A 23616-nucleotide genomic window follows, 5' to 3' on the forward strand; every position below is an offset into this window, starting at 1 on the left:
CTGCCCTGTGCCTGTCTGGTTAAACCCAAAGTTCTTGCCGTCAAGGATGCAGGAATTGGGCAAATAAATCCATTCCTGCTCTTCCAATAGACGAATCCTCTGCGTTCTCGAAAAAACCTTGAGAATTGTCCTGCACTTGCCGATAGTTGACGCTAATCGGGGGCCACAGAGGACAGGCGGGTATGAGTACCATCAGAATGCCCCTCGGGTCGGTTTTGGCGCTGATCGCGGTGGCTATGCTGGTTGCCTCGGCCCAGATGGCGGGTGCCAGCGACAGTTTCATGGACCCTCAGGGCCCTATAGCGGCCGTTCAGAAAACACACCTGTTGCGGGCGACGGTGCTGATCCTTGTGGCGGTTGTGCCTGTTCTGGTGCTGGTCCCTCTGATTGCGCTGCGCTATCGCCGCCGAAAGGGTGGCACTGCGGCTTACAGCCCGAATTGGGACTTTTCCGGCCGGCTTGAGATGCTGATGTGGGGTATCCCGGTCGTGATCGTGGCGATCCTGTCCTTCTATCTGTGGAAGGCGACCCACAGGCTGGATCCCTATGCTGCACCTTTCGGGGACGAGCCCGCCGTGCAGGTTCAGGTTGTGGGTCTGGATTGGAAATGGCTGTTCATCTATCCCGAACTGGGCATCGCCAGCGTGGGTGAACTGGGCATTCCGGTAAAACAGCAGATCGCCATGACGCTGACGACGGATACGGTGATGCAATCCTTCATGATCCCGGCGCTTGCGGGTCAGATTTATGCGATGCCGGGCATGACAACTCAGCTGCATCTGGTCGCGGACCGGCCCGAGACGATGCAGGGCGAGAACACCCAATATAACGGGCGCGGCTTCACCAAGCAGAAATTCGAAACGCTTGCCATGCAGCCTGACGAATTCGAGACATGGGTCGAAAGTGTCCGGCAAAATGGCATCGTGTTGGATCAGGCGACCTATCAGACCCTCGCCATGCGCACAGACCGGGATGAAGTGCAGGCGGCACTTGGTACTCCGCAAATGCCTGAAAACGCGCTGTATTTCCGGCTGGACGACGGTGATCTGTTTCAGACGATCCTGCATCGCTATCACTCGGGGCAGGCTTTGCCATTGGATCAACAACCGGGAACAACCGCTTACGGGCAGGAGGTCGGGCAATGACATCAGAGTCCGGCTTTTTCGGTCGCCTCAGCTGGGATGCGCTTCCCATCACGGGTCTGATCCAGAACCCGAACGCAAATGAGATCGTCGCCAATGCCGCCGCAGCGGTGGTTATCGTTGGCGCGGTTGCGGTGGTTGCCCTGCTGTCATGGTTCCGCCTGTGGGGTCCGCTCTGGCGCGATTGGCTGACCAGCGCTGACCACAAGAAAATCGGCATCATGTATGTCGTCTTCGCCATAGTTATGCTGGCGCGGGGCGTGCTGGAAGGCGTTGTCATGCGCGCGCAACAGGCCGCAGGACCGGGCGAGGGGTTCCTTGAGGCCGAGCACTTCGCTGAACTGTTCAGCACCCATGGCACGATCATGATCTTCTTCGTGGCCGTGCCCTTTGTGTTTGGTATCGCCAACTATGTCGTCCCGCTGATGATCGGCGCGCGGGATGTGGCCTTCCCGGTGATGAATCAGATCAGCCTAGGCCTGACCGTTTCAGCAGGCATGATGCTGATGGTGTCGCTGGTTGTGGGCCATTTCTCGACCGGAGGTTGGACGGCCTATCCGCCCTATACAGGGGCCGCGTTTAATCCCGGCGTTGGGCCGGATTACTGGATCTGGGCCATTGTCGTCTCTGGGATAGGAACCACGCTGACCGGGATCAACTTTGCCGTCACGATCTACAAGCTGCGTGCACCGGGCATGACCTTCATGCGGCTGCCGATGTATTGCTGGACGATCATCTGCAGCTCGATCCTGATCGTCTTTGCCATGCCGCCCCTGGGCGTTGCGGCCCTGTTGCTGGCCGCTGACCGCTATCTGGATTTCCACTTTTTCACCAATGACCTTGGCGGCAACATGATGAACTACGCCAACCTGTTCTGGCTGTTCGGCCACCCCGAGGTCTATCTGCTGGTGCTGCCCGCCTATGGCATCTACTCCGAGATCTTCGCGACCTTCTCGGCCAAACGACTTTATGGCTACGCCTCGCTGGTCATCGCCACCATGTCGATTGCGGTACTGTCCTTTACGGTCTGGCTGCATCACTTCTTTACCATGGGCCAAAGCGCGCTGATCAATGCGGTGTTTGGCATTGCAACCATGCTGATCGCGATCCCGACCGGAGTGAAGGTTTATGACTGGATGGCAACCCTGTGGCGTGGGCGGATCCGGTTCTCGGTGCCGATGCTGTATGGTCTGGCCTTCCTGATGCTTTTTGTGATCGGCGGGCTCAGCGGCGTGATCCTGGCCAACCCGACTGTCGACTATCAGGTGCATAACACGCTGTTTCTGGTGGCTCATTTCCACAATGTGCTGCTGCCGGGCGTGCTGTTCGGTTTGCTGGCCGCCTATAATTACTGGTTCCCCAAGGCCTTCGGGTTCCGCCTGCACGAAGGCTGGGGCAGGGCGACGGTTGCGCTTTGGACCATTGGGTTCATGCTGACCTTCCTGCCGCTGTACTTTGTCGGCCTGATGGGCATGCCGCGCCGGTCCTACAGTTGGGAAGACCCCAGCTTTCACCCCTATATGATTGTCGCCGTTATCGGAGCGCTGGTCATAACGGCGGCTCTGTTTTCAGTTCTGGTCCAGCTTTGGATCAGCATCCGCGACCGGGATAAGACCCGCGTGCCTGTAGGGGACCCTTGGGATGGGCGCACTCTGGAATGGTCGATCCCGGCGCCGCCGCCGCCCTATAACTTTGCCATCATTCCGCAGGTGACGGACCGGGATAACTTTGCCATCGCCAAGGAACGCGGAGCAGCTTATCCCAAGCCTGAGGCCTATGAAGACATCGAAATGCCACGCAACACAGGCATCGGCTTCATCCTCTGCGTAGCTAGTGGCATCTGGATGTTCGCCTTGGTCTGGTGGATCTGGTGGCTGGCTGCGCTGATGACCGTTGCGATGATCCTGGCCTTCATCCTCTGGACTTTCGACACCAGCACCGAGATCACGATTCCAGCCGAAGAGGTGCGCAAAGAGCACGAGGCCTGGCTTGCTCTGGTCCATAGCGAAGCCGCCGTGGACCGTGACCATGAGACCGCGCCGGAAAACCGCGGCCTCGCCCGCCCGGATTTGGAGGCGATCACATGAAGCGCGCGCCAACGCACAGCTATCCGGGGATCAACCTCGGCGACCGCCACGCCAGCGCCCACAAGGCATCCGAGGTCGTAACCTTCGGCTTCTGGGTCTTTTTGATGAGCGATCTGGTCTATTTCGGCCTGATGTTTGCTATCCACATCACCATGATCGATGCGCAGGCGGGCGGTCCGGGCCCGCATGAGTTGTTCGATTTGACCAGCATCTTCGCCCAGACGATGATCCTGTTAACCAGCAGTCTGACCGTTGGGCTGGCAATGCTGGCCCTGAAATACAACCTGCCCCGGCCAAGGATTATTCTGTGGTTCGGCGTGACGCTGCTGTTGGGCATCAGCTTCCTCGTTCTGGAAATCCGGGACTTTATCGCCATGGCCGAAAAGGGCGGCATCCCGCAGCGCAGTGGGTTTCTGTCGGCCTTCTACGGTCTTGTTCCATTGCATGGCCTTCACGTGGCCGCCGGCTGCGTGTGGCTGGTGGTGCTGGGCATCCAGTTGCGGGTGATGGGCATGACCGATCTGGTGATCTCGCGCGTGGTGCGGCTGGCGCTGTTCTGGCACTTTCTCGACCTAATCTGGATCGGCATCATCACAATCGTCTATTTCGGAGGGCTGACCTATGGATAAACGCTCTGAAATGCACCGGCGCGAGCGGCGGCGCTATGTGATTGGCTATGGCGGGTCACTGCTGCTGACGTTTGCCATGTTCGGCGTGGCCTATCGCTGGGGGATCGAAACGACCGGAGTGTATCTGACCATCGGTCTGCTGGGGCTGGCCCAGCTTATTTTCCAACTTGTCTACTTCCTGCATATCGACCGCCGTCGCAGCAGCCGAGAGGATCTGGATCTGATCCTGTTCTCAACCCTTGTTCTGCTGATCATCATCCTGGGCACAGTCTGGATTTTGGGCAATCTGGCGATCCGTATGCATGTGCACCCGATGTAAGAAGGTCTGAGTTATGAAGTCGCTGAAGCTGGTCGCAATTCTTGTCATGCTTGCCGCGATTGGTGCGGGGCTGTTCCTGTTCTGGCGACATGAAGAGAGGTATCCGTCCACGCAAGACGCCTATGTCGGCGCGAATATCATCTACATCGCGCCGCAGGTGACCGGGCAGGTGGCCAAGGTACATGTTGACGAAAACCAAGCGGTCAAAAGCGGCGATCTGCTGTTCACCATAGATGACACGCAGTTCAAGGCGTCGGTGGATCAGTCCAAGGCCAATCTGGACAGCGCCGAGCAGCAGGCCAAATCATACGCAACTCAGATTGCGGCCGCCGAGGCATCGGTCGCAAGCGCGCAATCCGCTTATGACACAGCGCAAAAGGCGCTGGAACGCGCCAAGGTTCTGTTCTCGACAGGGGATGTGGCGCAGTCTTCGCTGGATCAGACAACCTCGGATTTCGCGCAGGCTTCGGCACAGTTGACCAGCAGCCAGTCCAGCCTTTTGGCCTTGCAAAGCGGGCTGGCGGCGAAGCAGGACGATATACTGTCAGCACGCGCCCAGCTGGAAATCGACAAGGCCAATCTGGCCTGGACCAAAGTCTTTGCTTCCGCCGATGGCTGGATTGCCAACCTGACCCTGCGGCCCGGATCGTCGGTGTCTGCCAATGCGCCGCAGTTTTCCATCGTCGAATCCGCCGACTGGTGGGTCGATGCGAATTTCAAGGAAACCGCGCTGCCGCGCATTCGTCCCGGTCAGCCGGTGACGGTTCAGATCGACATGCTGCCGGGAGTGACTTTGACGGGCAAAGTCGCCTCGATCGGGCGCGGGTCGGGGGATACATTCTCATTGCTGCCCTCCGAGAATTCCAGCGGCAACTGGGTCAAGGTCACCCGCCGCTTCCCCGTTCGGATCGAGCTTGATCCGACCGATGCACCCCTGCGGGTTGGTGGCAGCAGCAAGGTGGTCGTGGACACAACAGCGGCAACACAATGACCGGCGTGACAAGCAGCCACGTCAATCCGGTGATCGTGGTCGCCGTGGTCTGCAGTGCTATTCTGGAAGTGCTGGACAGCACAATCGTCAACGTGGCCCTGCCGCATATTCAAGCCGCGTTCGGGGCCACCACCGATCAGGCCACGTGGATCCTGACCAGCTATATCGTCTCGGCCGTTGTGGTGATGCCGCTGACCGGCTTTGTCGCGCGCCGGGTCGGGCGACGCCGCTTGATCCTGACCGCCGTGACCGGCTTTGCCTGCATGTCGATCATGTGCGGCCTGTCCTGGAGCCTTGAGACCATCGTGTTCTTCCGACTGGCGCAAGGCATGTTCGGGGCCTTCCTGATCCCCTTGTCGCAATCTATTCTGTTCGACGCCTTCCCGCGCGAAAAACGGGGCGAGGCGATGGCCGTATTTGGCCTCGGTGTGGTCGTGGCCCCGGTTCTGGGCCCAACGGTGGGCGCGATCCTGACCGAGTATTTTTCGTGGCGGATGGTCTTTTTCGTGAACCTTCCCATTGCGGCCATGGCGCTGCTGTTGCTTGCCGGAGAGCTGCCGAAAGACGAGACCGAAGAGGTGAAGATCGATTGGCAGGGGCTTGCGCTTCTGGCCCTTGGCATCGGGTGCCTGCAGTTCATTCTGGATCAGGGTGAGACCAAGGACTGGCTGTCCTCGCGCATTATTCAGGTTGCGCTTGTTGCGTCGGTTCTGGGCGCGCTGGGGTTGATCGTACATTGCCTGACAGCAAAAACTCCGGTTGTTGATCTGCGCCTTTTCGCGGACCGCAACTTTGCCCTGTGTAATCTGGTGATCGTGGGGTTTGCGGTGTCGCTCTATGGCGGCATCGCCATTTTACCGACCTTTGTTCAGACGCTGCTGGACTATCCGGTCATCGAATCCGGCCACCTGTTCATCCCGCGTGGTCTTGCGGCCGGCGTGTCCATGGTCGCAACCGGGGCCGTGCTGGTGAAACGGTTTGACCCCCGTGTGCTGGCCGGGGTCGGAATGACGCTGACCGCAATCAGCAATTTCATGATGGGGATGCTGAACTTGAATGCAGGATTCTGGGAACTGGCCATTCCCGGCATCATCAGCGGTCTGGGTATGGGGCTTGTCTTTGTCCCGATGTCCATTCTGGCCTTCGAAAGCATCAGCAAAGCGCGGCAGGACGAGGCCTCGGGCCTGTTCAACGTCACCCGTCAGTTGGGCTCATCGGTTGGTATTTCACTGGTCGGGACTTGGGTCGTGCGGGGATTGCAGACCAATACCGCGGTGCTGAGCCAGAACGTCACGCCCTATAACCCGGCGGCACAGGCTTATCTGGCGCCCTTGGGGCTGACACCGGACAGTGCCCAGGGCGCGGCCATTCTGGGGCAAGAGATCGCGCGACAGGCCGAGATGATCTCGTACCTGACCGTGTTCAACAATCTGGGGCTGCTGGCGCTGGCGACCTTGCCGCTGTTGTTTTTCTGCCGGGCCCCGAAGCCGGGCACAACGGCTCAGGTACATGCCCATTAGCGGGTTAGCACCAACCCCAGCCACAAGGCCCCCCAGCACAGAATAAGGCTGACCATGATATTGCCTGCCGCCAGTGCAAGCGTTCGTTCGCGGCGCAATTCCAACGTTTGATAGGCAAAGCTGGAAAACGTCGTGAACCCGCCGCAAAAGCCGAAAACCAAGCGTTTCTGTTCTTCCCCCATCTCGACCGGACCGCCCAGATAGCCGATCCACAGGCCCAGCAGCAGACTGCCCAGAACGTTCACGATCAGCGTGGACAGGGGCAGGGCGTGGGTGACCCGCAATGCCAGCCAATGGCGCAGAACCGCACCAAGCCCGCCGCCCAAGCCGAACATCGCATGCAGGTACAGGTCAATCATTGCCGCCCACCTTTTGCATGAAACCACCGCCCCAATGCCTCACCCACAAGGGCCGCAGCCAGACCAAACGCGATCTCAAGCGCCGCAGCAGCGGGGGCCGTCCAAAGCGCGGTTTGGGCCAGCCGGTCAAGTTCTGCCACGAATGAGGAAAACGTTGACAGCCCGCCACAGAACCCAACGGCCCCCAGATGCAGAACATGCGCGTGGACCCGGTGCCGGATGGCATACAGCCAGCCCAGCACAAAACACGCGAAGATGTTGATGCCAAAGGTTGCGGTCAGGATGGGCACGCCGGGAATGTCCAGCGCAAACAGTTCGCGCAGAAGCGACCCAAGCGCCCCGCCCACGAATACTGACAGGAACATCAGGACACGCCCATGTTTCGCAGTCTTGCCGTTTGGTCCCGCCACCCGTCCCGCCTATTGCTGTCGCTTGACCGGCATACTGTGCGCGAACCGCGGGATCAATCAAACCTGTAACGTGGTTTCACATTCCCGACCGGTTTGTTTCCGCGAAACCTAAGGGCTTGCAATCAAAAGCCAAGATGTTTCACTTTGGCGTCAACGCCTTCGGTCTAAATCACATGGGTTCAGACCGTCCCCACCAACAACCCACCCAAGGAGATCAGGAATGGTTGTACGCAGGCTCTATTATTTTCTGAGTTTCGTCTGTCTGCCCTTGGTGGCGATCCTGGGCTTTTTCTGGCCACCGGCGCACTGGCTGCTGGTCATTTTGATCCCGTACGCCGTGATCGGGATGTATGATATGCTGACCACCAAGCACAACGTGCTGAACAACTATCCGGTGCTGGGGCACTTCCGCTACATGCTGGAATTTGTCAGCCCCGAGATCCGGCAATATTTCGTGGAAACCAACGAAAGCGGGCGGCCCTATAATCGGATCATTCGCAGCCTTGTCTATTCCCGCGCCAAGGGTCAGGTCGATACGCAGGCGTTTGGTACCCAATATGACATCCTGACTGTGGGCTACCATCGGGCCAACCACTCGCTTGCGCCCAAGGATGTGCACGAAAGCGAAGAAAGGGTGATGCTGGGCGGGCCGCAATGCGACAAACCCTATGACGCGTCGCGCCTGAATGTGTCGGCCATGAGCTTTGGCGCGCTCAGCGCCAATGCGATCCGGGCCCTGAACGGCGGGGCGAAGGATGGCGGGTTTGCACATAACACGGGCGAAGGTGGGCTGTCGCCGCATCATCTGGCCGAAGGTGGCGATATCATCTGGCAGATCGGCACCGGCTATTTCGGCTGTCGCACGCCCGAGGGTGGGTTTGACAAGGACAAGTTTGCTGAAAAGGCCCAAAAGGATGTCGTCAAAGCGATTGAAATCAAGCTCTCGCAAGGGGCAAAGCCTTCGCATGGCGGGGTGCTTCCGGCCGCGAAGGTCGACAAGGAAATTGCCGAGATCAGGGGTGTGCCCGAACATCAGGATGTGATCTCACCCCCCGTTCATTCCGCTTTCGACGGCCCCACCGGGTTGATCGAATTCGTACAGCATCTGCGCGAGATGTCGGGCGGTAAGCCGATCGGCTTCAAACTGTGCATCGGCAACCCGTCCGAGTTCATGGCGATCTGCAAGGCCATGCTGGAAACCGGAATTCTGCCCGATTTCATCACCATTGACGGCTCGGAAGGCGGAACCGGGGCTGCGCCGGTTGAATTCACCAACCGTCTGGGAATGCCGCTGAACGAGGCGTTGATCTTCGTGAACAACTGCCTGCGCGGTGCCGGGCTGCGTGACAAGATCCGGATCATATGCTCGGGCAAAGTGGCCACCGGCTATGACATGGTCGAAAAATTCGCCCTTGGCGCGGATATGTGTAACGCCGCGCGCGCGATGATGTTTGCGGTAGGCTGCATTCAGGCGCTGCACTGCAACACCAATCGCTGCCCCTCGGGCGTGGCCACGCAAGACCCGATCCGGGGCCGCGCGGTGAATGTTCCGCAAAAACGCCAGCGGGTGCATCGCTATCATGACGCCACCTTGGAAAGCTTCCGCGAGTTGCTGGGCGCGATGGGAAAACAGACAGTGTCCGAACTGACACTCGCTGATATCCGCCGCCGTACAGCGGACGAGCGGGAGTATTCTTACGCCGAACTATACACGCTGGTCGATGAAGGCGCGTTTCTGTCCGACACGATTCCGCCCGAATATGCAGCGGATTGGCAGCGCGCGTCAGCCGCGCAGTTCTGACGGCGTCAGTTGACGGTCGAACGGGGGTTATTGGCAGCGTGCGTATTGATCCGGCGCACGCTCCATTCCACCGCGTCCCGCATCGTTCGTCCCAATGCGACGTCGAAGGCATTGACCAGATCGGGCGTCTGATCGCTGGCGGCCACTACGTTTTCCTGAAACGAGCTTGAGGCGATGATCTTGTCTTCATATTCATCGATGATCTTGATGTTCATACGGACTTCGATACGGACGGTTTTGCCGTTTTCTGTTTCGGACACCACGATGCCCTGAAATTCGCGCAGATCCGGCGCGATGACGTAATCGGCGCGAAGACCCACGGTTGAACGACCAACGGCAGCGACCTTGCCCGAATTCTCATAGCTTTCGACCAGCAGCGCCTGCACGATCAGCGGAGCCCGATCCACCCATCGCGCGCGGGGCAGGTATTGAACCTGCAAAGGGGTCGGTTGCACCGCGATCTGATCGGTGTTCACAGCCGCTGTTGCGGTGGGTTCTTCAACCACGATCTGCTTCTGGATACGCGGCAGCGAGGATGCGAACGTGCTTTTCGGCGTCAAAAGATACAGGTCGTTCGGTTTTGAGGCCTGCTGCAACGTGCCCAAACCGGCGCAGCCGCCCAGTATCACAGCCACCAGGGATAGAATAAGGGGCCTTATCATTGACGGAACTCCGATGCTTGGGTGCCCAGCAAAAAGCGTGCCGGGTCGCGTTCGACCTTGTCGACCAGGCGATCAAGGCTGATGACCAGACGCTGGGATTCTTCAATAAACCGAATGAACTGCGGTAATCCAACCCGCAGGAAATCAGACACCTGACGGCGATTGTCCTGCACCACCCCGTCGATAGTGCCCAGCAGCTCTTTCGCGGAATTCGACGCGCTGAGCACGTCGTCAGAGATCTTGTCGATCTTGTCGGTAATGCCTGCGACGGTTTCGGTCACCTGATTGGCGGCTCGGCGAATATCCTGCGCCACCGGGGCGACGTCGGTCTCGATCACCTGATTGGCCGAGTCAAAGGCCCGCTCTGCCGAGGCCAGCGCCCCCTTGGCCGAGTCCATGGTCGAGGTGATCGATCCAAGCGTCGTGTTGGCGTTCAGAACAGTCTCGGTGATCACGCTGAGGGATGCGCCAGCCTCCTGCGACAACCGGGTGAGGTTCTCGGCCAGATCCGAGCCGCGTTCGATGAACGGGCGAATATCCTGTTCGATCACACGGTTGGTCGTTGTCAGGGTCACCTTGGCCTCATCCAGCGCCTCTTTTGCGGTGTCGGAAGCGGTTTTGATCGACTTCAATGTGTCCGTACCGGTTTCAAGGGTGGATTCAGCGGAACTGATCAACGGGTCCAGCTTTTTGGTGAAGACCCCGATATCCTGCGCCGCATTGCCGATATTGGCCGAGACGGATTCGAAATCCGAAAGCGTCTTGTCCAGCCGACCGGTGGCCGAGGCGAGGTTTTCCAGAATGTCGGATACGGCCTTCCGGTTCTTCTCATCCACGACCGAGTTCAGTTCCTGTAGCAGGGTCACGGCCTCGTCCAGCACTTTGGGCGCGCCTTCAAACAGGGACTGGATGGTGCTGCGTTTGCTTTTGATCACGCTGTCCTGCGGCAAACGTGCTGCCGAGGTGGAGCCGCCGGTTAGCTCGACATAGCCCACTCCGGTCACCCCCAGCGATTGCAACTGCGCAATGGTTTCTTCGGTGACCGGAATATCGGCGTCGACCTCGATGCGCACGCGAACCTTCGACGGATCGTCCTCATCCAGCTTCAAGGATATAACCTGCCCGACCGGCAGGCCGTTATAGCTGACGCCGCCCGCCGCCGACAGGCCCGAGACATTGTCGAACAGCACATCGTAATAGGCGTATTGGCGGGTCACTTCGAATTTGGCAAGCCACAGGAAGAAGCCGAACGCCCCCAGAATGCCCGCAAGGGTGAACGCGCCGATCAGAATGTAATTCGCCCGGGTTTCCATCGCCTCTACCTGTCCTGCCCTTTGTCCTGCGCCGCGCGGGCGCGGGGGCCTGTGAAGTATTCCTGCACCCAAGGATGATCGACCTTGGTCATCTCTTCAATCGGACCTTCGACCAGCACGCGCTTTTCTGCAAGCACGGCGACCCGGTCGCAGATGGCATAAAGGCTGTCCAGATCGTGCGTGACCATAAAGACGGTCAGTCCCAGCGCCTGCTGCAACTCGCGGATCAGGGCATCATAAGCAGCCGCACCGATGGGATCCAACCCGGCGGTGGGTTCGTCCAGAAACACGATCTCGGGGTCCAGCGACAGGGCGCGGGCCAGCGCGGCCCGTTTGCGCATACCGCCCGACAGTTCCGACGGGAACTTGCCGCAACTCAGCTGTGGCAGCCCGACCAGGCTGATTTTCAATGCGCCCAGCGACTCCATCAACCGTTCGCTGATACCGGTATGTTCGCGCAGCGGGGCCATGACGTTTTGCAGCACAGTCAGCGAAGAAAACAGCGCGCCATCCTGAAAGGCGACGCCCCAGTGGCGCTCGATCCGGCGGCGATCTTCTTCGGGGCCGTTCAGAACATCGACGCCCAGAACCTCGATACTGCCCGCCGCAGGTGTGTTGAGCCCAACAATCGTGCGCAACAGTACCGATTTACCGGTGCCCGAGCCGCCGACGATGCCCAGAACCTCACCCCGCCAGACATCCAGATTCAGGTCGTCATGCACCACTTGCGGCCCGAATTGATTGCGCAGCCCACGCACGCGGATCACGGCCTCGCGCTGTGCGTCCACCGGGGTTGTCTGATGCTGCACGGTGCCGTCCATGTCAGATCCCCAGCTCTGAGAAGAAGATCGAAAACAGCGCGTCGATCGCGATCACCATGAAAATCGACTGCACCACCGAGGCGGTGGTGCGTTGCCCGACGCTTTGCGCCGAGCCCTTGACCTGCATGGCCTGCCAGCACGCGATGACCCCGATGACCAGCGCAAAGAACGGGGCCTTGATCAAGCCAACGGCCAGTTGCCAGACATCGGTGCTTTCGTTCAGGCGCGTGATGAACATGCCGGGGCTGATGCCCAGATCGATCCAACTCATCAACGCGCCGCCGAACAACCCGGCCATATCGGCGACAAAGCCGAGAATTGGCAACATGATCAGCAGGGCCAGAACACGTGGCACCACCAGAACCTCGATCGGGTCCAGACCCAGCGTGCGCATGGCGTCAATCTCCTCCTGCACCTTCATCGACCCGATTGAGGCGGTAAAGGCCGAGCCTGACCGGCCCGCGACAATGATCGCGGTCAGCAAAATCCCCAACTCGCGCAGAACCGAGATTGAGATCAGTTCGACCACAAAAATCTCGGCCCCGAACTGTTTCAGCTGCGTGGCCCCCTGAAAGGCCAGAACAACGCCGATCAGAAACCCCATCAGCGCCACGATGGGCAGGGCCTTGAACCCGGTTTCTTCCATATGCGTGAACAGGGCCGCCCGCCGCAACCGCCATGGCATTGCAATCGTGCGGGCCAGCCGGTGCAGGGTCAGACCCAGAAACCCGAGGATCGACAGCGTATCCTTCCATGCCCCGAAGGTGCTGCGACCAACGCTCTCGACCCAATCGGCGAAGGTCCTTGGTTGGGCCAGCCGCCCCGGCTTGTCGGGGATGTTGTGCGATACGGTATCGATCAAAGCGGCATGTGCCGGTTTCAACCCCAGAAACTGAAGCTGCGCACCATTGGCCGTGAACCGCCGCGACAGGTCCGCCACCAACCACGCCCCGCCGGTATCCAACGCCTCGATTTCCGACAGGTCCACGGTCACGTCGCCGCCAACTGGCTGAACCGCGGCGAAGTCGCGTTCGACCGTTTCCAAGGACTGCGTCAACAGCGCGCCCGAAATGCGCACATGTGTGCCGGTGCTTTCGCGCTCAGAGGTGATCTTGGGCGGCGTCATGAGGACATGTGACGGAAAACGCCCACGGGCTGCAACGGCTTTGTGCGCTTTCGCGGGGATTTGGGGGATCAGAATGGCCTGGGTGTGACACTGCTTGGCGTCAGAGGGCAGATTCCCGGTCGCATTGTGACCCAATTCACTTGTTTCAACCGAAGGTAATGCTACCTTATTACATGTGGTTGAGTTTTAGTTGTTTGGTTGTGTGTCATGTCTGACCATCACGCGAATGTTGATGTCGAAATCGGGTCCGAGCGCGGGTTCGGATTTGTCTTCACAGCGGTTTTTCTGATCATTGCCCTGTGGCCTGTATTTGGCGGCGGGTCTCCGCGTTGGATACTGCTTGCTATTGCAGGGATCATCCTTGCGCTGACCTTTCTTGCCCCGCAGGTTTTGGCCAAACCGAACCGGCTTTGGTTCAAGTTTGGTATGCTGTTGGGGGCCATTGTCGCGCCTGTCGTGATGTTTCTGGTCTTCATCACCACCTTTGTGCCGTTTGGCCTTGTGGCGCGTTTGTTGGGCAAAGACCTTTTGTCCGAAAGGCTAGACAGCAGTGCAGATAGCTATTGGGTCGTCCGTAAGGACCAGCCTGGCAGCATGAAACAACAGTTTTAAAAAAGGGAGTACCAGACGTGACATTCGTTTCCGAGCTCTGGTCGTTTTTGAGGGTCAGAAAGAAGTTTTGGCTGCTGCCCATCTTTGTCATGTTGGGTGTATTCGGAGGGCTGATCGTCCTTAGCCAAGGTTCGGCCATTGCGCCGTTCGTCTACACGCTGTTCTGATCTTATGACGTACATTTTGGGCATTTCCGCGCTGTATCACGACAGCGCCGCAGCATTGTTGCGCGACGGCCAGATCGTGGCCGCCGCACAGGAAGAGCGGTTTACCCGCAAAAAACACGACCCCGGATTTCCGGAAAAGGCGATCCAATACGTGCTGGCCGAATCAGGCATCACATTGGCGGACGTGGACAATGTTGTGTTCTACGACAAACCGTTTCTGAAATTCGAACGTTTGATCGAAACTTACATCGCAGTCGCGCCGCGCGGGTTCAATTCGTTCCGAATGGCCATGCCGGTCTGGTTGCGCGAAAAGCTTTTTCTGAAGGATTTGCTGAACAAGCAGCTTCGCAAAATCGATCCCGATTTTACCGTCGATAAGATCCTGTTCTCGGAACATCATGTCAGCCACGCCGCCAGCGCGTTTTACCCTTCACCCTTTGAAGAGGCGATTGTGCTGACGGTGGATGGTGTGGGTGAGTGGGCCACAACCACGGTTGGTATCGGGCGCGGCAATGAGCTGACGATGGTCAAGGAACTGCATTTCCCGCATTCGCTGGGTCTGCTTTATTCCGCCTTCACCTATTACACCGGGTTCAAGGTCAATTCCGGCGAATACAAGGTCATGGGTTTGGCCCCGTACGGTATGCCGAAATACAAGGATCTGATCCTCGAACATCTGGTTGATCTGAAAGAGGACGGCTCATTCCGGCTGAACCAGAAGTACTTTAATTATACGGCCGGTCTGACCATGACCAGCAAGGCGCTTGAGGATTTGTTTGGCCAGCCGGTGCGCAAGCCCGAAACCGATCAATTGACGCAGTTCCATATGGATATCGCGGCATCCGTGCAGGCCGTGACCGAAGAGATCATGCTGCGTATCACCCGCGATCTGGCGCGCGAACACGGCATCCGAAATCTGTGCATGGCGGGCGGTGTGGCTCTGAACTGCGTGGCAAACGGCAAGATTTTGCGGGACGGCGCGTTTGACAACGTCTGGGTTCAGCCTGCCGCCGGGGACGCAGGCGGGGCACTAGGGGCCGCCTGTGCTGCGTGGCATCAGGAATTGGGGAACTCACGACAGGTCACCTCGGGCGATCAGATGCAGGGGGCCTATCTGGGCCCACGTTTCGAAGATGATGAGATTGCCGAAGAACTGACCCGTGCCGGGGCCAAATTCACCATCCACGAAAACGGTGAACTGGTTGACCAGACTGCGCAGGCACTGGCGGACGGAAAAGCGGTCGGATGGTTTCAGGGGCGGATGGAGTTCGGGCCACGCGCCTTGGGCGCACGCTCGATCCTGGGGGATCCACGATCCGAGTCGATGCAGAAAACCCTGAACCTGAAGGTCAAATACCGCGAAAGCTTCCGCCCCTTCGCGCCGTCTGTTCTGCGCGAGGACGTCGCGGATTGGTTCGAGCTGGACGGCGACAGCCCCTATATGCTGATCGTGGCTGATGTTCAGGAAAAAATCCGCCGCCAGATGACGGATGAGGAAAACGATCTGTTTGGCATCGACAAGCTGAACGTCAAACGATCCGAGATTCCGGCCGTGACCCATGTGGATTACTCTGCCCGCATTCAGACCGTGCATCAGGACACGAACCCGGCCTATCACGCGCTGATTTCCAAGTTCAAAGACCTGACCGGGTGCTCTTTGGTCGTAAACACCTCGTTCAACGTGCGGGGCGAGCCGATTGTCTGCACCCCGACCGATGCGTTCCGTTGCTTCATGGGTACGGATATCGAGGTTCTGTCGATCGGCAACTGCCTGTTGCGCAAGGAAGATCAGGACCCGGCGCTGAGGGAAAATTACGAGACCAAGTACGAGCTCGACTAAGTTCTTGCGAGGTCAGCCGTTCCGGGACACAGTCCGCACCAGAAACTCGGGTGCGGAATCGAGGTGCGCGACATGGGTCAGGCTGGGAAAGTTCTGTTCATCATCATCGACCAGCTTCGGGCAGATTGCCTGTTCGGAGCGTTGGCGGATCACGTAAACCTGCCAAATCTGCGATCCTTCATGGCCGAGGCGGTGACGTTCAAACGGCACTATTCGGTGACCAACCCCTGTGGCCCGTCACGCGCATCGCTGTTGACCGGGCAATATGCGATGAACCACCGCTCGGTCCGTAACGGTACGCCGCTGCGCCACGATATTCCCAATATCGCGACCGAAATGCGCAAGGCTGGCTATTTGCCGATGCTGTTCGGCTATACCGACACCCCGGCAGACCCGCGTGCCTACGACCCGAATGATCCGATCCTGCGGACCTATGAACAGTCGATGGAAGGCTTCCTTGAAGTTGTCGAGATGCGGTTGGAGGAATCCTATCCCTGGCGCGCGCATCTGATGAAAAAGGGCTATGCGTTCGACAGCTATATGGACGTCTACAAGCCGGTTTCGCTGTCGGGTGGGCCGCCCAAACTAAATGACCCGGCGATGTATCGGGCCGAGGACAGTGACACGGCCTTTCTGACCGACGCGTTTCTTGAAGGTATCGCGTCGCATCACGATCAGAACTGGTTTGCCCATCTGACCTATATCCGCCCGCATCCTCCGCTGGTGGCCCCAGCGCCGTACAACACCATGTATGACCCGGACAGCGTGCCTTTGCCTGACCGGCTGGCCACGCCCGAAGACGAGAAAGCCCAGCACCCGTTCTTCGGCCCCAAGCTGGAGGTCTACACCGAAAAAGAGTTCGTGCACGGTTTTGATACAGTCGAGCCCACGGATAAGAACATCCGCACCCTGCGGTCGATCTATTTCGGACTGGCGAGCGAGGTGGATCACCATATTGGCCGCGTGGTCCAGTACCTGAAGGACAGCGGACAGTATGACGATACGCTGATCGTACTGACGGCGGATCATGGTGAGATGCTGGGCGACCGGCATAGCTGGGGCAAGATGACGGTCTATGACGCGGCCTATCACACACCGCTGATGATCCGGACGCCCGGAAATCAGGCGCGGGCGGGGGCTGAGGTGACGGTTCCCACTGAATCCATCGACATCACGCCGACCATTCTGCAATGGGTCGGGCAATCCGCCCCGAATGAGATGGACGGTCGGTCCCTGATACCCTTATTGCAGGGCAATGTGCCCGACGATTGGCGAAACTATTCCTTCAGCGAGCTTGATTTTTCCGAGCCAGAGAACCCGACCCTTTGGCAACAGCGCTTGGGGACGGGCAACAGCGATTCATGTCTGGGCATCCTGCGCGATGATCGCTTCACGTTGATTGAGTTTGCAGCCGACCTGCCGCCGATCCTGTTCGACCATCACGGCAAGGGTGAGTTCGAGAACGTCGCCGGTGACACGGCCTATGCAGATGATCTTGCCCGGTTGTGTCGGCAGATGCTGCGGCATCGGATGCGGAACATGGATCACACCCTTTCGCTGCATTCCATCACGCATGAGGGCGCAAGGTCCCGTAATAGGTACTAAGCCTCGGAGTTCGGAAAAATCCTAGACAAATTCATATCTTACGATATCGTCGCCTTGACTTGATGCATTTGATTTCTTTTCCGCCAGGCAGCGTGACGGTTTGATTGGTTGATTGTCCTGTGTGAAGGCCTGCGGCTTCTCATATGAACGGTATCCCGGCCTCTGGGGTGACGTGGTTACAGGAGATGGGCGATGATCGACTGGTTTGTGAATGTGTTGCGCAGCTACCCCGAACTGGCGGTGTTTCTGTCCATCGGCATCGGGTTTCTGGTTGGTCCATGGAAGCTGTTCGGGTTCAGTCTGGGCACCGTAACCGCAACTCTGCTGGCTGCTGTCGTGATCGGGCAGGTGCATATCGAGGTCGACTCGGCCGTCAAATCCACTTTCTTCATCATGTTTATCTTTGCCGTCGGATACGGCGTCGGGCCGCAGTTTATCCGAGGGCTCAAGGCCGATGGCGCGCGCGAGGTTCTGTTTGCGCTCAGCGTACTGGCCCTGTGCCTGATCGTCCCGGTTGTTGCCGCCAAGATTGCCGGGTTGGAGCTTGGTTTTGCCGCCGGGCTTTATGCTGGATCGCAGACAATCTCGGCTGCGATTGGGGTGGCGACGGATCAGATCAACCAGTTGGGGCTGTCGTCCGAGCAGGCGCAAACCTATGCCAACCAGATCCCGATTGCCTATGCGGTCACCTATATCTACGGCACCATCGGCTCGGCCATCATTCTGGCCAAGATCGGGCCGCGTCTGATCGGCGTTGATCTGGTCGCCGCCTGCAAGGAATACGAGGCGAAGCTGGGCGGTGGTGCGGCCGTGGACACGGGCGAGGGGATCGTTTCGGGCTATCGCGCCATCGAATCCCGCGCCTTCGTGATCCCCGAGGGCAGCGATCTTCTGGGCCAACCCGTCAAAGACCTCATGCCCGGCGTCCGCATCTATGCCGAGCGGATCAAACGTGGCGACCAGATCGTCGAGGTCGAAGATGATACGATCCTGCAGGCGGGCGACACCGTCATGTTCTCAGGCCGCCGGGCCGACCTTGTGGGATTGCTCGAAGCCAAGCTGAAAGAGGCTGACGCGCCGGAACTGCTGAGTATCCCGTCCGAAAAGCTGGATGTTCTGATCACCAACAAAGAGGTGCACGGAAAAACGCTGGAGGAGTTGGGCAAGCTGTCCATGGCGCGCGGCGTCTATGTCTCGAAGCTGATGCGCAACATGGTTGAATTGCCTCTGTTACCGGGCACCGTGCTGCATCGCGGTGACATTCTGACGGTGCTGGGCAGCAAACGTCATGTCGAGGCTGTGATAGCCGAAATCGGCTATGCTGACCGGCCCGTAGATACAACTGATCTGGCCTTTGTCGGCTGGGGCATTTTCCTCGGTGGGTTGGTCGGGACGCTGGCCATCACGATGGGCGGGTTTCCGATCAGCCTGTCGACCACGGGCGGCGCATTGCTGTCAGGTCTCTTGCTGGGTTGGTTGCGTACGGTGCATCCCACATTTGGGCGCATTCCCGGCCCGTCATTGTGGTTGATGAATACACTCGGCCTGAATGTCTTTATTGCCGTGATCGGAATCACCGCCGGGCCGGGCTTTATCGCCGGGCTGCAACAGGCGGGTATTGCCTTGCTGCTGTGGGGGATCGTGGCGACGTCCTTGCCGATGATCTTCTCGGTCTATGTGGGACACTATGTCTTCAAGTTTCACCCGGCCATCCTGTTCGGGGCCTGCGCCGGTGCGCGTACCACCACGGCGGCGCTGGGGATGATACAGGAAGCGGCCCAAAGCCGAATTCCCGCGCTGGGATACGGGATGCCCTATGCCATCGGAAACACGCTGCTGACCATCTTTGGCATGGTCGTTGTTTTGATCCTCAGCTGATTTGGAAAGGTTGGATTCATGGACAGACTGAAACTGCATGACTACGAAGCGCTCAGCCCCTTTCAGATCAAGGATGAGCTGATCAAACTCGCCTCGGACGAGGCGCACAAGTCGAACTCGGCCTTTCTGAACGCAGGCCGTGGCAACCCCAACTGGATCGCCACCCGCCCGCGCGAGGCGTTTTTTGCACTGGGTCAGTTCGCTGTGACCGAAGCCAAACGCGTCATGAACCACCCAGCGGGTCTGGGCGGGATGCCCGCGCAGAACGGATGCCATGAGCGTCTGTTGAAATGGGCCGAGACCCACGCCGAAACGCCGGGCGTCGATACGCTGCTTGAGGTGATCAAACACGCGATCTTCGCCTTCGACTTTAACGCGGACGCGTTTGTGCATGAACTGACGGATTCGATCATCGGCGACAACTACCCGGTGCCGGATCGCATCCTGAAACACAACGCGATCATCGCGCATGAATACCTGATGTGGGCCATGTGTTCCGGCCATCAACCGGATGCGAAATTCGATCTGTTTGCGGTTGAAGGCGGCACGGCGGCCATGTGCTACATTTTCAAAACGCTCAAGGCAAATCGGTTGCTCAACCCCGGGGACACCATCGCCCTGTGCACACCGATCTTCACGCCATATCTGGAGATGCCCGAGCTTGAGGATTACAGCCTCGAATCCGTGCATGTCGAAACCGATGAAGAGGACGGTTTTCAACTGACCGATGCAGCGGTGGAAAAGCTGAAGGACCCGAAGGTCAAAGCCTTCTTTCTGGTCAATCCGGGCAATCCGTCATCGGTTGCATTGAACAAGGCCTCGCTGCAAAAACTGGCGGATCTGGTCGAAAATGACCGACCCGATCTGATCATGCTGACCGATGATGTTTACGGCACCTTCGTGCACGATTTCACCTCGGTCATGGGATTCGTGCCGCGCAATACGATTGGAGTGTATTCCTACTCGAAATATTTTGGCTGCACCGGCTGGCGTCTGGGCGTGATCGCGGTTGCGCAGGACAATATCTTTGACTTGAAACTGGCCGAACACCCCGATGAGATCAAAGAGAGTTTGGACAAACGCTATGGCACGCTCAGCCTGACGCCGCGCGACATTCGGTTCATCGACCGTCTGGTTGCGGACAGCCGGGATGTGGCACTGAACCATACGGCGGGACTGTCCCTGCCGCAGCAGGTGATGATGACCCTGTTTTCGCTGGTCGAGCTGGTGGATACCAAAAAGGACTATCAGGCCGCCTGCATGGAACTGGTCCATCGCCGCTTCAAAATGCTGACCGAGGCTTTGGGCATCGATGTCGATGCAGGCGAGAACTATGACGCCTATTATGGGATCATCGACTTCGAATTCTGGCTGCGAAAATATGTCGGCGAAGAGGTCGTGGACTGGATCAAGCAGAACGTCCACCCGCTGGATATCGCGTTCAAACTGGCCGAAGATCACGGCATCGTCCTGCTGAACGGCAGCGGGTTCGACGCCCCGGGCTGGTCGGCGCGCGTGTCCTTTGCCAACCTTCCGGACGAGGCCTATTCCCAGATTGGCCGCGCCGTCCGGGCTGTCGCGCGTGGATATGTCGAAGCCTACAGAGCCGCCAATAACAAACCCCTGCACGGGTAAATCAGCCCCCTACACCTGCGGGCTGTCTGGTGCTACGGATAACCTGCGGGGGAGGGTGATTTTGGACATTTCGGAACAACGCATCAAGGCGATGACAACCGCCGGGCTGAACCTGATTGGTCAGGCCCTGTCGATCTATGACAGCCAATTGCGGCTGGTCCTCAGCAACCGCCGGTTTCAAGAGATGTTCGACCTTCCCGACGAGCTGGTGCAACCGGGCGCATTGTTCCGCGACACGATCTATTGTCTGGCCAGCCGAGGGGAATACGGCGACGAGGACAGCGTCGAGGAAATGGTCAAGGTGCGGGTCGATCAGGCTCTGGCCTTCGAACCGCACTATATGGAGCGCGTGCGTCCAAATGGTCAGGTGATCTCGATTGAAGGTGCGCCATTGCCGCAAGGTGGTTGGGTGGCCGTTTACACGGATATTACCGGAGCAAAACGCGCTGAAAACCTGCTGCGCGCCCGGTCCGAGGAACTGTCCGGCCAATTGTTGACCCATGCCGAGGAATTGTCAGCCACCAACCGCCAGTTGGCGGCTACGATCACAGCGCTGGAAGAGGCCAAGCGCGAGCTGACCGAAATCGAAGCCCGCACGCGGATGACCACCGAAATGATGCCGGCCCATATTGCTCATCTGAACACCGAAGGGCGATACGATTACTCGAACCGGCGTCTCAGTTCGGTCATGCCCGGGCGGCCATCGGATATTCTGGGTCTGCATATCTCGCAAGCGTTGGGGACCAGCGCCTTTGCCCGCGTCGAAAACCATCTGCAAAGGGCGTATGACGGCAATACGTCTGTTTTTGAATTCACCGAAGATCAGGATTCCCGCCGTATCCGTGTCTCGTTCACGCCGGACGGGGCAGGGGGTGTTTACGTCATGTCGGTGGATATAACAGAAGAAACGCAGGCCCGCGTTGCCCTGCAGCAAACCCGCCGCCGCGAGATGGCCGCGCAGATGACCAACGGGCTGGCGCATGACTTTTCTAACCTGCTGACGATCATTCTTGGGATGCAGTCCCAGCTGACCAAAATGGACCTGCCCGAGGACGCCCGCTCTCTGGTCGCCGCAACCCAGAAAACGGCGCGGCGGGGTGGTCAGTTGCTGAACCGGATTGCCGATATGACGGGCAATCGCACGCCGCAGCCCAAAGCCACCGATATGCGCCGTCTGCTCGAGGATTTGCGGATTGTCGCCACCCCGTCTTTGCCGCGCGGTGTTGGCCTGTCGGTTGTCAATACCTTGCCGGATCAGGCCCTTATGCTGGACCCGGGTATGCTGCAGGACGCGTTGCTGAACCTTGTGCTGAACGCGCGGGATGCTTGCGGCACGTCTGGTCAGGTCACGATCAGCGCCCACACGGTCGGCAATATCTGGGTCGAGATCACGGTGTCAGACACAGGTCCCGGCTTTTCGTCCGAGGCGCTGGAAAAAGCGCTGAACCCGTTCTTCACCACCAAAGGCAGCGATGGCTCGGGCCTTGGTCTGCCGATGGTATATGACACGGTTAAGCTGGCGGGCGGTGATCTGAACCTGCGCAATACGCCCTCTGGCGCTTCGGTCGTGCTGCGGTTGCCCTACCGGCCTGCCCCGCCTGAACAGGATGGTCTGGTGCTTTTGGTCGAAGACAGCGATGACCTGCGCGGGCAGTTCCGGGATATGCTGATCGATCTTGGCCATTCGGTGATCGAGGCGACCTCGGCCGATGAGGCGCTTGCGTTGACTGCAAATGTCGAAGGGATTGTCATGGTGCTGTCCGACATTCGGCTTGAAGGGCCCGCTACGGGCCTGGACATGCTGGCGCAGCTTCCAACGGAATTGCCCTGTATCCTCATGACTTCTTTGCCTTATTCCGACCCGCTGCATCGGCAGGCCCTTGCCAAAGCGCCCGTGCTGAGTAAACCCTTCTCGCAGGCGCAATTGTCCGCGCTGATCCGAACCGAGGCCGCTTGATGACCCAGCCGTTGGTGACCATTCTGGATGATGAGCCAGAGATCCGTCGCATCCTGACCGATGCGCTGGAAGAGGCCGGATTCCGCACCCAAAGCTTTTCCCGCGCGCGCGAGTTCGAGGCTGCGTTGAAACGCGTCACACCGGATGTCTGCCTGGTGGACTTGTCCTTGCCGGATACGGACGGGTTGGCACTGGTTCACAGGCTGGCGCTTGAACAAGGGGCGGCGGTGATCATCATTTCGGGCCGGGCTCAGGTGCAGGACCGGGTCACGGGGCTGGAACTTGGGGCAGATGACTACATCACCAAGCCATTCGACCCGACCGAAGTTGTGGCGCGCATCCGCGCCCGGTTGCGGTCTCCGCGCGGCCAGGCGCCGAATTCCGACGTCGCGACGTTCAACGGATGGACGGCGTATTTCGATCGTTATGTTCTTGAGGATAGCTCAGGCGTCGAGACACCGTTCAGCCATGCCGAAGGCGAGGTTCTGCGCCTGTTTCTGGAAAGCCCCAAACGTTTGATCAGCCGCGCCCAGATGCAGGAATCGCTGGGTGGCGGTGCCGGTGACAGTTTCGACCGCGCGATGGATGTTCGTATCTCTCGGCTTCGGACCAAGCTGGGAGAGGACCCCAAGAACCCGCGATTGATCAAAACTATCTACGGCGCGGGATATATTTTTGTGGGTGATGTAACCTGGAAATAACTTCCATTTCCCAGGGGGAATGGCGCAATCGACCATCGTCC

General features: G+C 58.8%; 21 protein-coding genes. 15 read left to right on the plus strand and 6 right to left on the minus strand.

What is annotated here, in order from left to right:
* The first annotated feature begins 182 nt into the window (after positions 1-182).
* Genes ACR0MO_RS11390 through ACR0MO_RS11415 form a run of 6 tightly spaced genes read left to right on the plus strand, consistent with a single transcriptional unit; the run spans position 183 to position 6688 of the window.
* Positions 183-1145, plus strand: coding sequence for a cytochrome ubiquinol oxidase subunit II (locus tag ACR0MO_RS11390; protein WP_480891297.1), 963 nt, complete (start codon positions 183-185; stop codon positions 1143-1145).
* Complete coding sequence (locus ACR0MO_RS11395) at positions 1142-3229, plus strand: cbb3-type cytochrome c oxidase subunit I (protein WP_480891300.1); 2088 nt, start codon at positions 1142-1144, stop codon at positions 3227-3229. The genes ACR0MO_RS11390 and ACR0MO_RS11395 overlap by 4 nt, the downstream gene beginning before the upstream one ends.
* Positions 3226-3858: a cytochrome c oxidase subunit 3 gene (locus ACR0MO_RS11400; protein WP_480891303.1), complete on the plus strand. Its 633-nt coding sequence runs from the start codon at positions 3226-3228 to the stop codon at positions 3856-3858. The genes ACR0MO_RS11395 and ACR0MO_RS11400 overlap by 4 nt, the downstream gene beginning before the upstream one ends.
* On the plus strand, positions 3851-4177 hold the full coding sequence (locus ACR0MO_RS11405) for a cytochrome o ubiquinol oxidase subunit IV (RefSeq protein WP_480584532.1): 327 nt from the start codon (positions 3851-3853) through the stop codon (positions 4175-4177). The genes ACR0MO_RS11400 and ACR0MO_RS11405 overlap by 8 nt, the downstream gene beginning before the upstream one ends.
* Positions 4178-4190: 13 nt before the next feature.
* On the plus strand, positions 4191-5168 hold the full coding sequence (locus ACR0MO_RS11410; RefSeq protein ID WP_170522980.1) for an HlyD family secretion protein: 978 nt from the start codon (positions 4191-4193) through the stop codon (positions 5166-5168).
* A complete protein-coding gene (locus ACR0MO_RS11415; protein WP_480781158.1) occupies positions 5165-6688 on the plus strand; it encodes a DHA2 family efflux MFS transporter permease subunit in 1524 nt (507 codons plus the stop codon). Before ACR0MO_RS11410 ends, ACR0MO_RS11415 begins: the two co-directional genes overlap by 4 nt.
* On the opposite strand, the gene crcB is transcribed toward ACR0MO_RS11415, so the two are convergent.
* A complete protein-coding gene (gene crcB, locus ACR0MO_RS11420; RefSeq protein WP_480882142.1) occupies positions 6685-7047 on the minus strand; it encodes a fluoride efflux transporter CrcB in 363 nt (120 codons plus the stop codon). The genes ACR0MO_RS11415 and crcB overlap by 4 nt on opposite strands.
* Positions 7044-7457: a fluoride efflux transporter FluC gene (locus ACR0MO_RS11425; RefSeq protein WP_480781159.1), complete on the minus strand. Its 414-nt coding sequence runs from the start codon at positions 7455-7457 to the stop codon at positions 7044-7046. Before ACR0MO_RS11425 ends, crcB begins: the two co-directional genes overlap by 4 nt.
* Positions 7458-7677: 220 nt before the next feature.
* On the opposite strand from ACR0MO_RS11425, the gene ACR0MO_RS11430 reads away from it, so the two are divergent.
* Entirely contained in the window at positions 7678-9258 is a 1581-nt protein-coding gene (locus ACR0MO_RS11430) for an FMN-binding glutamate synthase family protein (RefSeq protein ID WP_480891307.1), read from the plus strand.
* Between the two features lie 5 nt (positions 9259-9263).
* Here ACR0MO_RS11430 and ACR0MO_RS11435 read toward each other — a convergent pair whose 3' ends face one another.
* The 4 genes from ACR0MO_RS11435 to ACR0MO_RS11450 are packed head-to-tail and all read right to left on the minus strand — an operon-like array spanning position 9264 to position 13180.
* Positions 9264-9920 (minus strand): ABC-type transport auxiliary lipoprotein family protein, encoded by a 657-nt coding sequence (locus ACR0MO_RS11435; RefSeq protein WP_170453728.1) that lies wholly within the window; start codon positions 9918-9920, stop codon positions 9264-9266.
* On the minus strand, positions 9917-11233 hold the full coding sequence (locus ACR0MO_RS11440) for an MlaD family protein (RefSeq protein ID WP_480891310.1): 1317 nt from the start codon (positions 11231-11233) through the stop codon (positions 9917-9919). The genes ACR0MO_RS11435 and ACR0MO_RS11440 overlap by 4 nt, the downstream gene beginning before the upstream one ends.
* Positions 11234-11238: 5 nt before the next feature.
* Positions 11239-12054 carry an ABC transporter ATP-binding protein gene (locus tag ACR0MO_RS11445; RefSeq protein ID WP_170453730.1) on the minus strand — a complete coding sequence of 272 codons (816 nt, stop codon included), beginning with the start codon at positions 12052-12054 and terminating at the stop codon, positions 11239-11241.
* 1 nt (position 12055) lies between these two features.
* Positions 12056-13180 carry an ABC transporter permease gene (locus ACR0MO_RS11450; protein WP_480891313.1) on the minus strand — a complete coding sequence of 375 codons (1125 nt, stop codon included), beginning with the start codon at positions 13178-13180 and terminating at the stop codon, positions 12056-12058.
* A gap of 207 nt (positions 13181-13387) precedes the next feature.
* On the opposite strand from ACR0MO_RS11450, the gene ACR0MO_RS11455 reads away from it, so the two are divergent.
* The 8 genes from ACR0MO_RS11455 (at position 13388) to ACR0MO_RS11490 (ending at position 23575) form a co-directional block, all read left to right on the plus strand.
* The gene (locus ACR0MO_RS11455) at positions 13388-13792 is read left to right on the plus strand and encodes an SxtJ family membrane protein (RefSeq protein ID WP_170453732.1); all 405 of its coding nucleotides are present in this window, start codon (positions 13388-13390) and stop codon (positions 13790-13792) included.
* 17 nt (positions 13793-13809) lie between these two features.
* Entirely contained in the window at positions 13810-13959 is a 150-nt protein-coding gene (locus ACR0MO_RS11460) for a DUF5989 family protein (protein WP_170453733.1), read from the plus strand.
* 4 nt (positions 13960-13963) lie between these two features.
* A complete protein-coding gene (locus tag ACR0MO_RS11465) occupies positions 13964-15799 on the plus strand; it encodes a carbamoyltransferase family protein (protein WP_480891316.1) in 1836 nt (611 codons plus the stop codon).
* Positions 15800-15871: 72 nt separating this feature from the next.
* Positions 15872-17404 (plus strand): alkaline phosphatase family protein, encoded by a 1533-nt coding sequence (locus ACR0MO_RS11470; RefSeq protein WP_170522949.1) that lies wholly within the window; start codon positions 15872-15874, stop codon positions 17402-17404.
* A gap of 192 nt (positions 17405-17596) precedes the next feature.
* Positions 17597-19282 (plus strand): aspartate-alanine antiporter, encoded by a 1686-nt coding sequence (gene aspT, locus ACR0MO_RS11475; protein ID WP_170453736.1) that lies wholly within the window; start codon positions 17597-17599, stop codon positions 19280-19282.
* Positions 19283-19300: 18 nt separating this feature from the next.
* Entirely contained in the window at positions 19301-20917 is a 1617-nt protein-coding gene (locus ACR0MO_RS11480) for a bifunctional aspartate transaminase/aspartate 4-decarboxylase (RefSeq protein ID WP_170622124.1), read from the plus strand.
* A 61-nt stretch (positions 20918-20978) separates the two neighbouring features.
* Positions 20979-22874 (plus strand): hybrid sensor histidine kinase/response regulator, encoded by a 1896-nt coding sequence (locus ACR0MO_RS11485; protein ID WP_480891320.1) that lies wholly within the window; start codon positions 20979-20981, stop codon positions 22872-22874.
* Positions 22874-23575: a response regulator transcription factor gene (locus ACR0MO_RS11490; protein WP_480891323.1), complete on the plus strand. Its 702-nt coding sequence runs from the start codon at positions 22874-22876 to the stop codon at positions 23573-23575. Before ACR0MO_RS11485 ends, ACR0MO_RS11490 begins: the two co-directional genes overlap by 1 nt.
* The last annotated feature ends 41 nt before the right edge of the window (positions 23576-23616 follow it).

This window comes from Ruegeria sp. K5 (assembly GCF_056531805.1).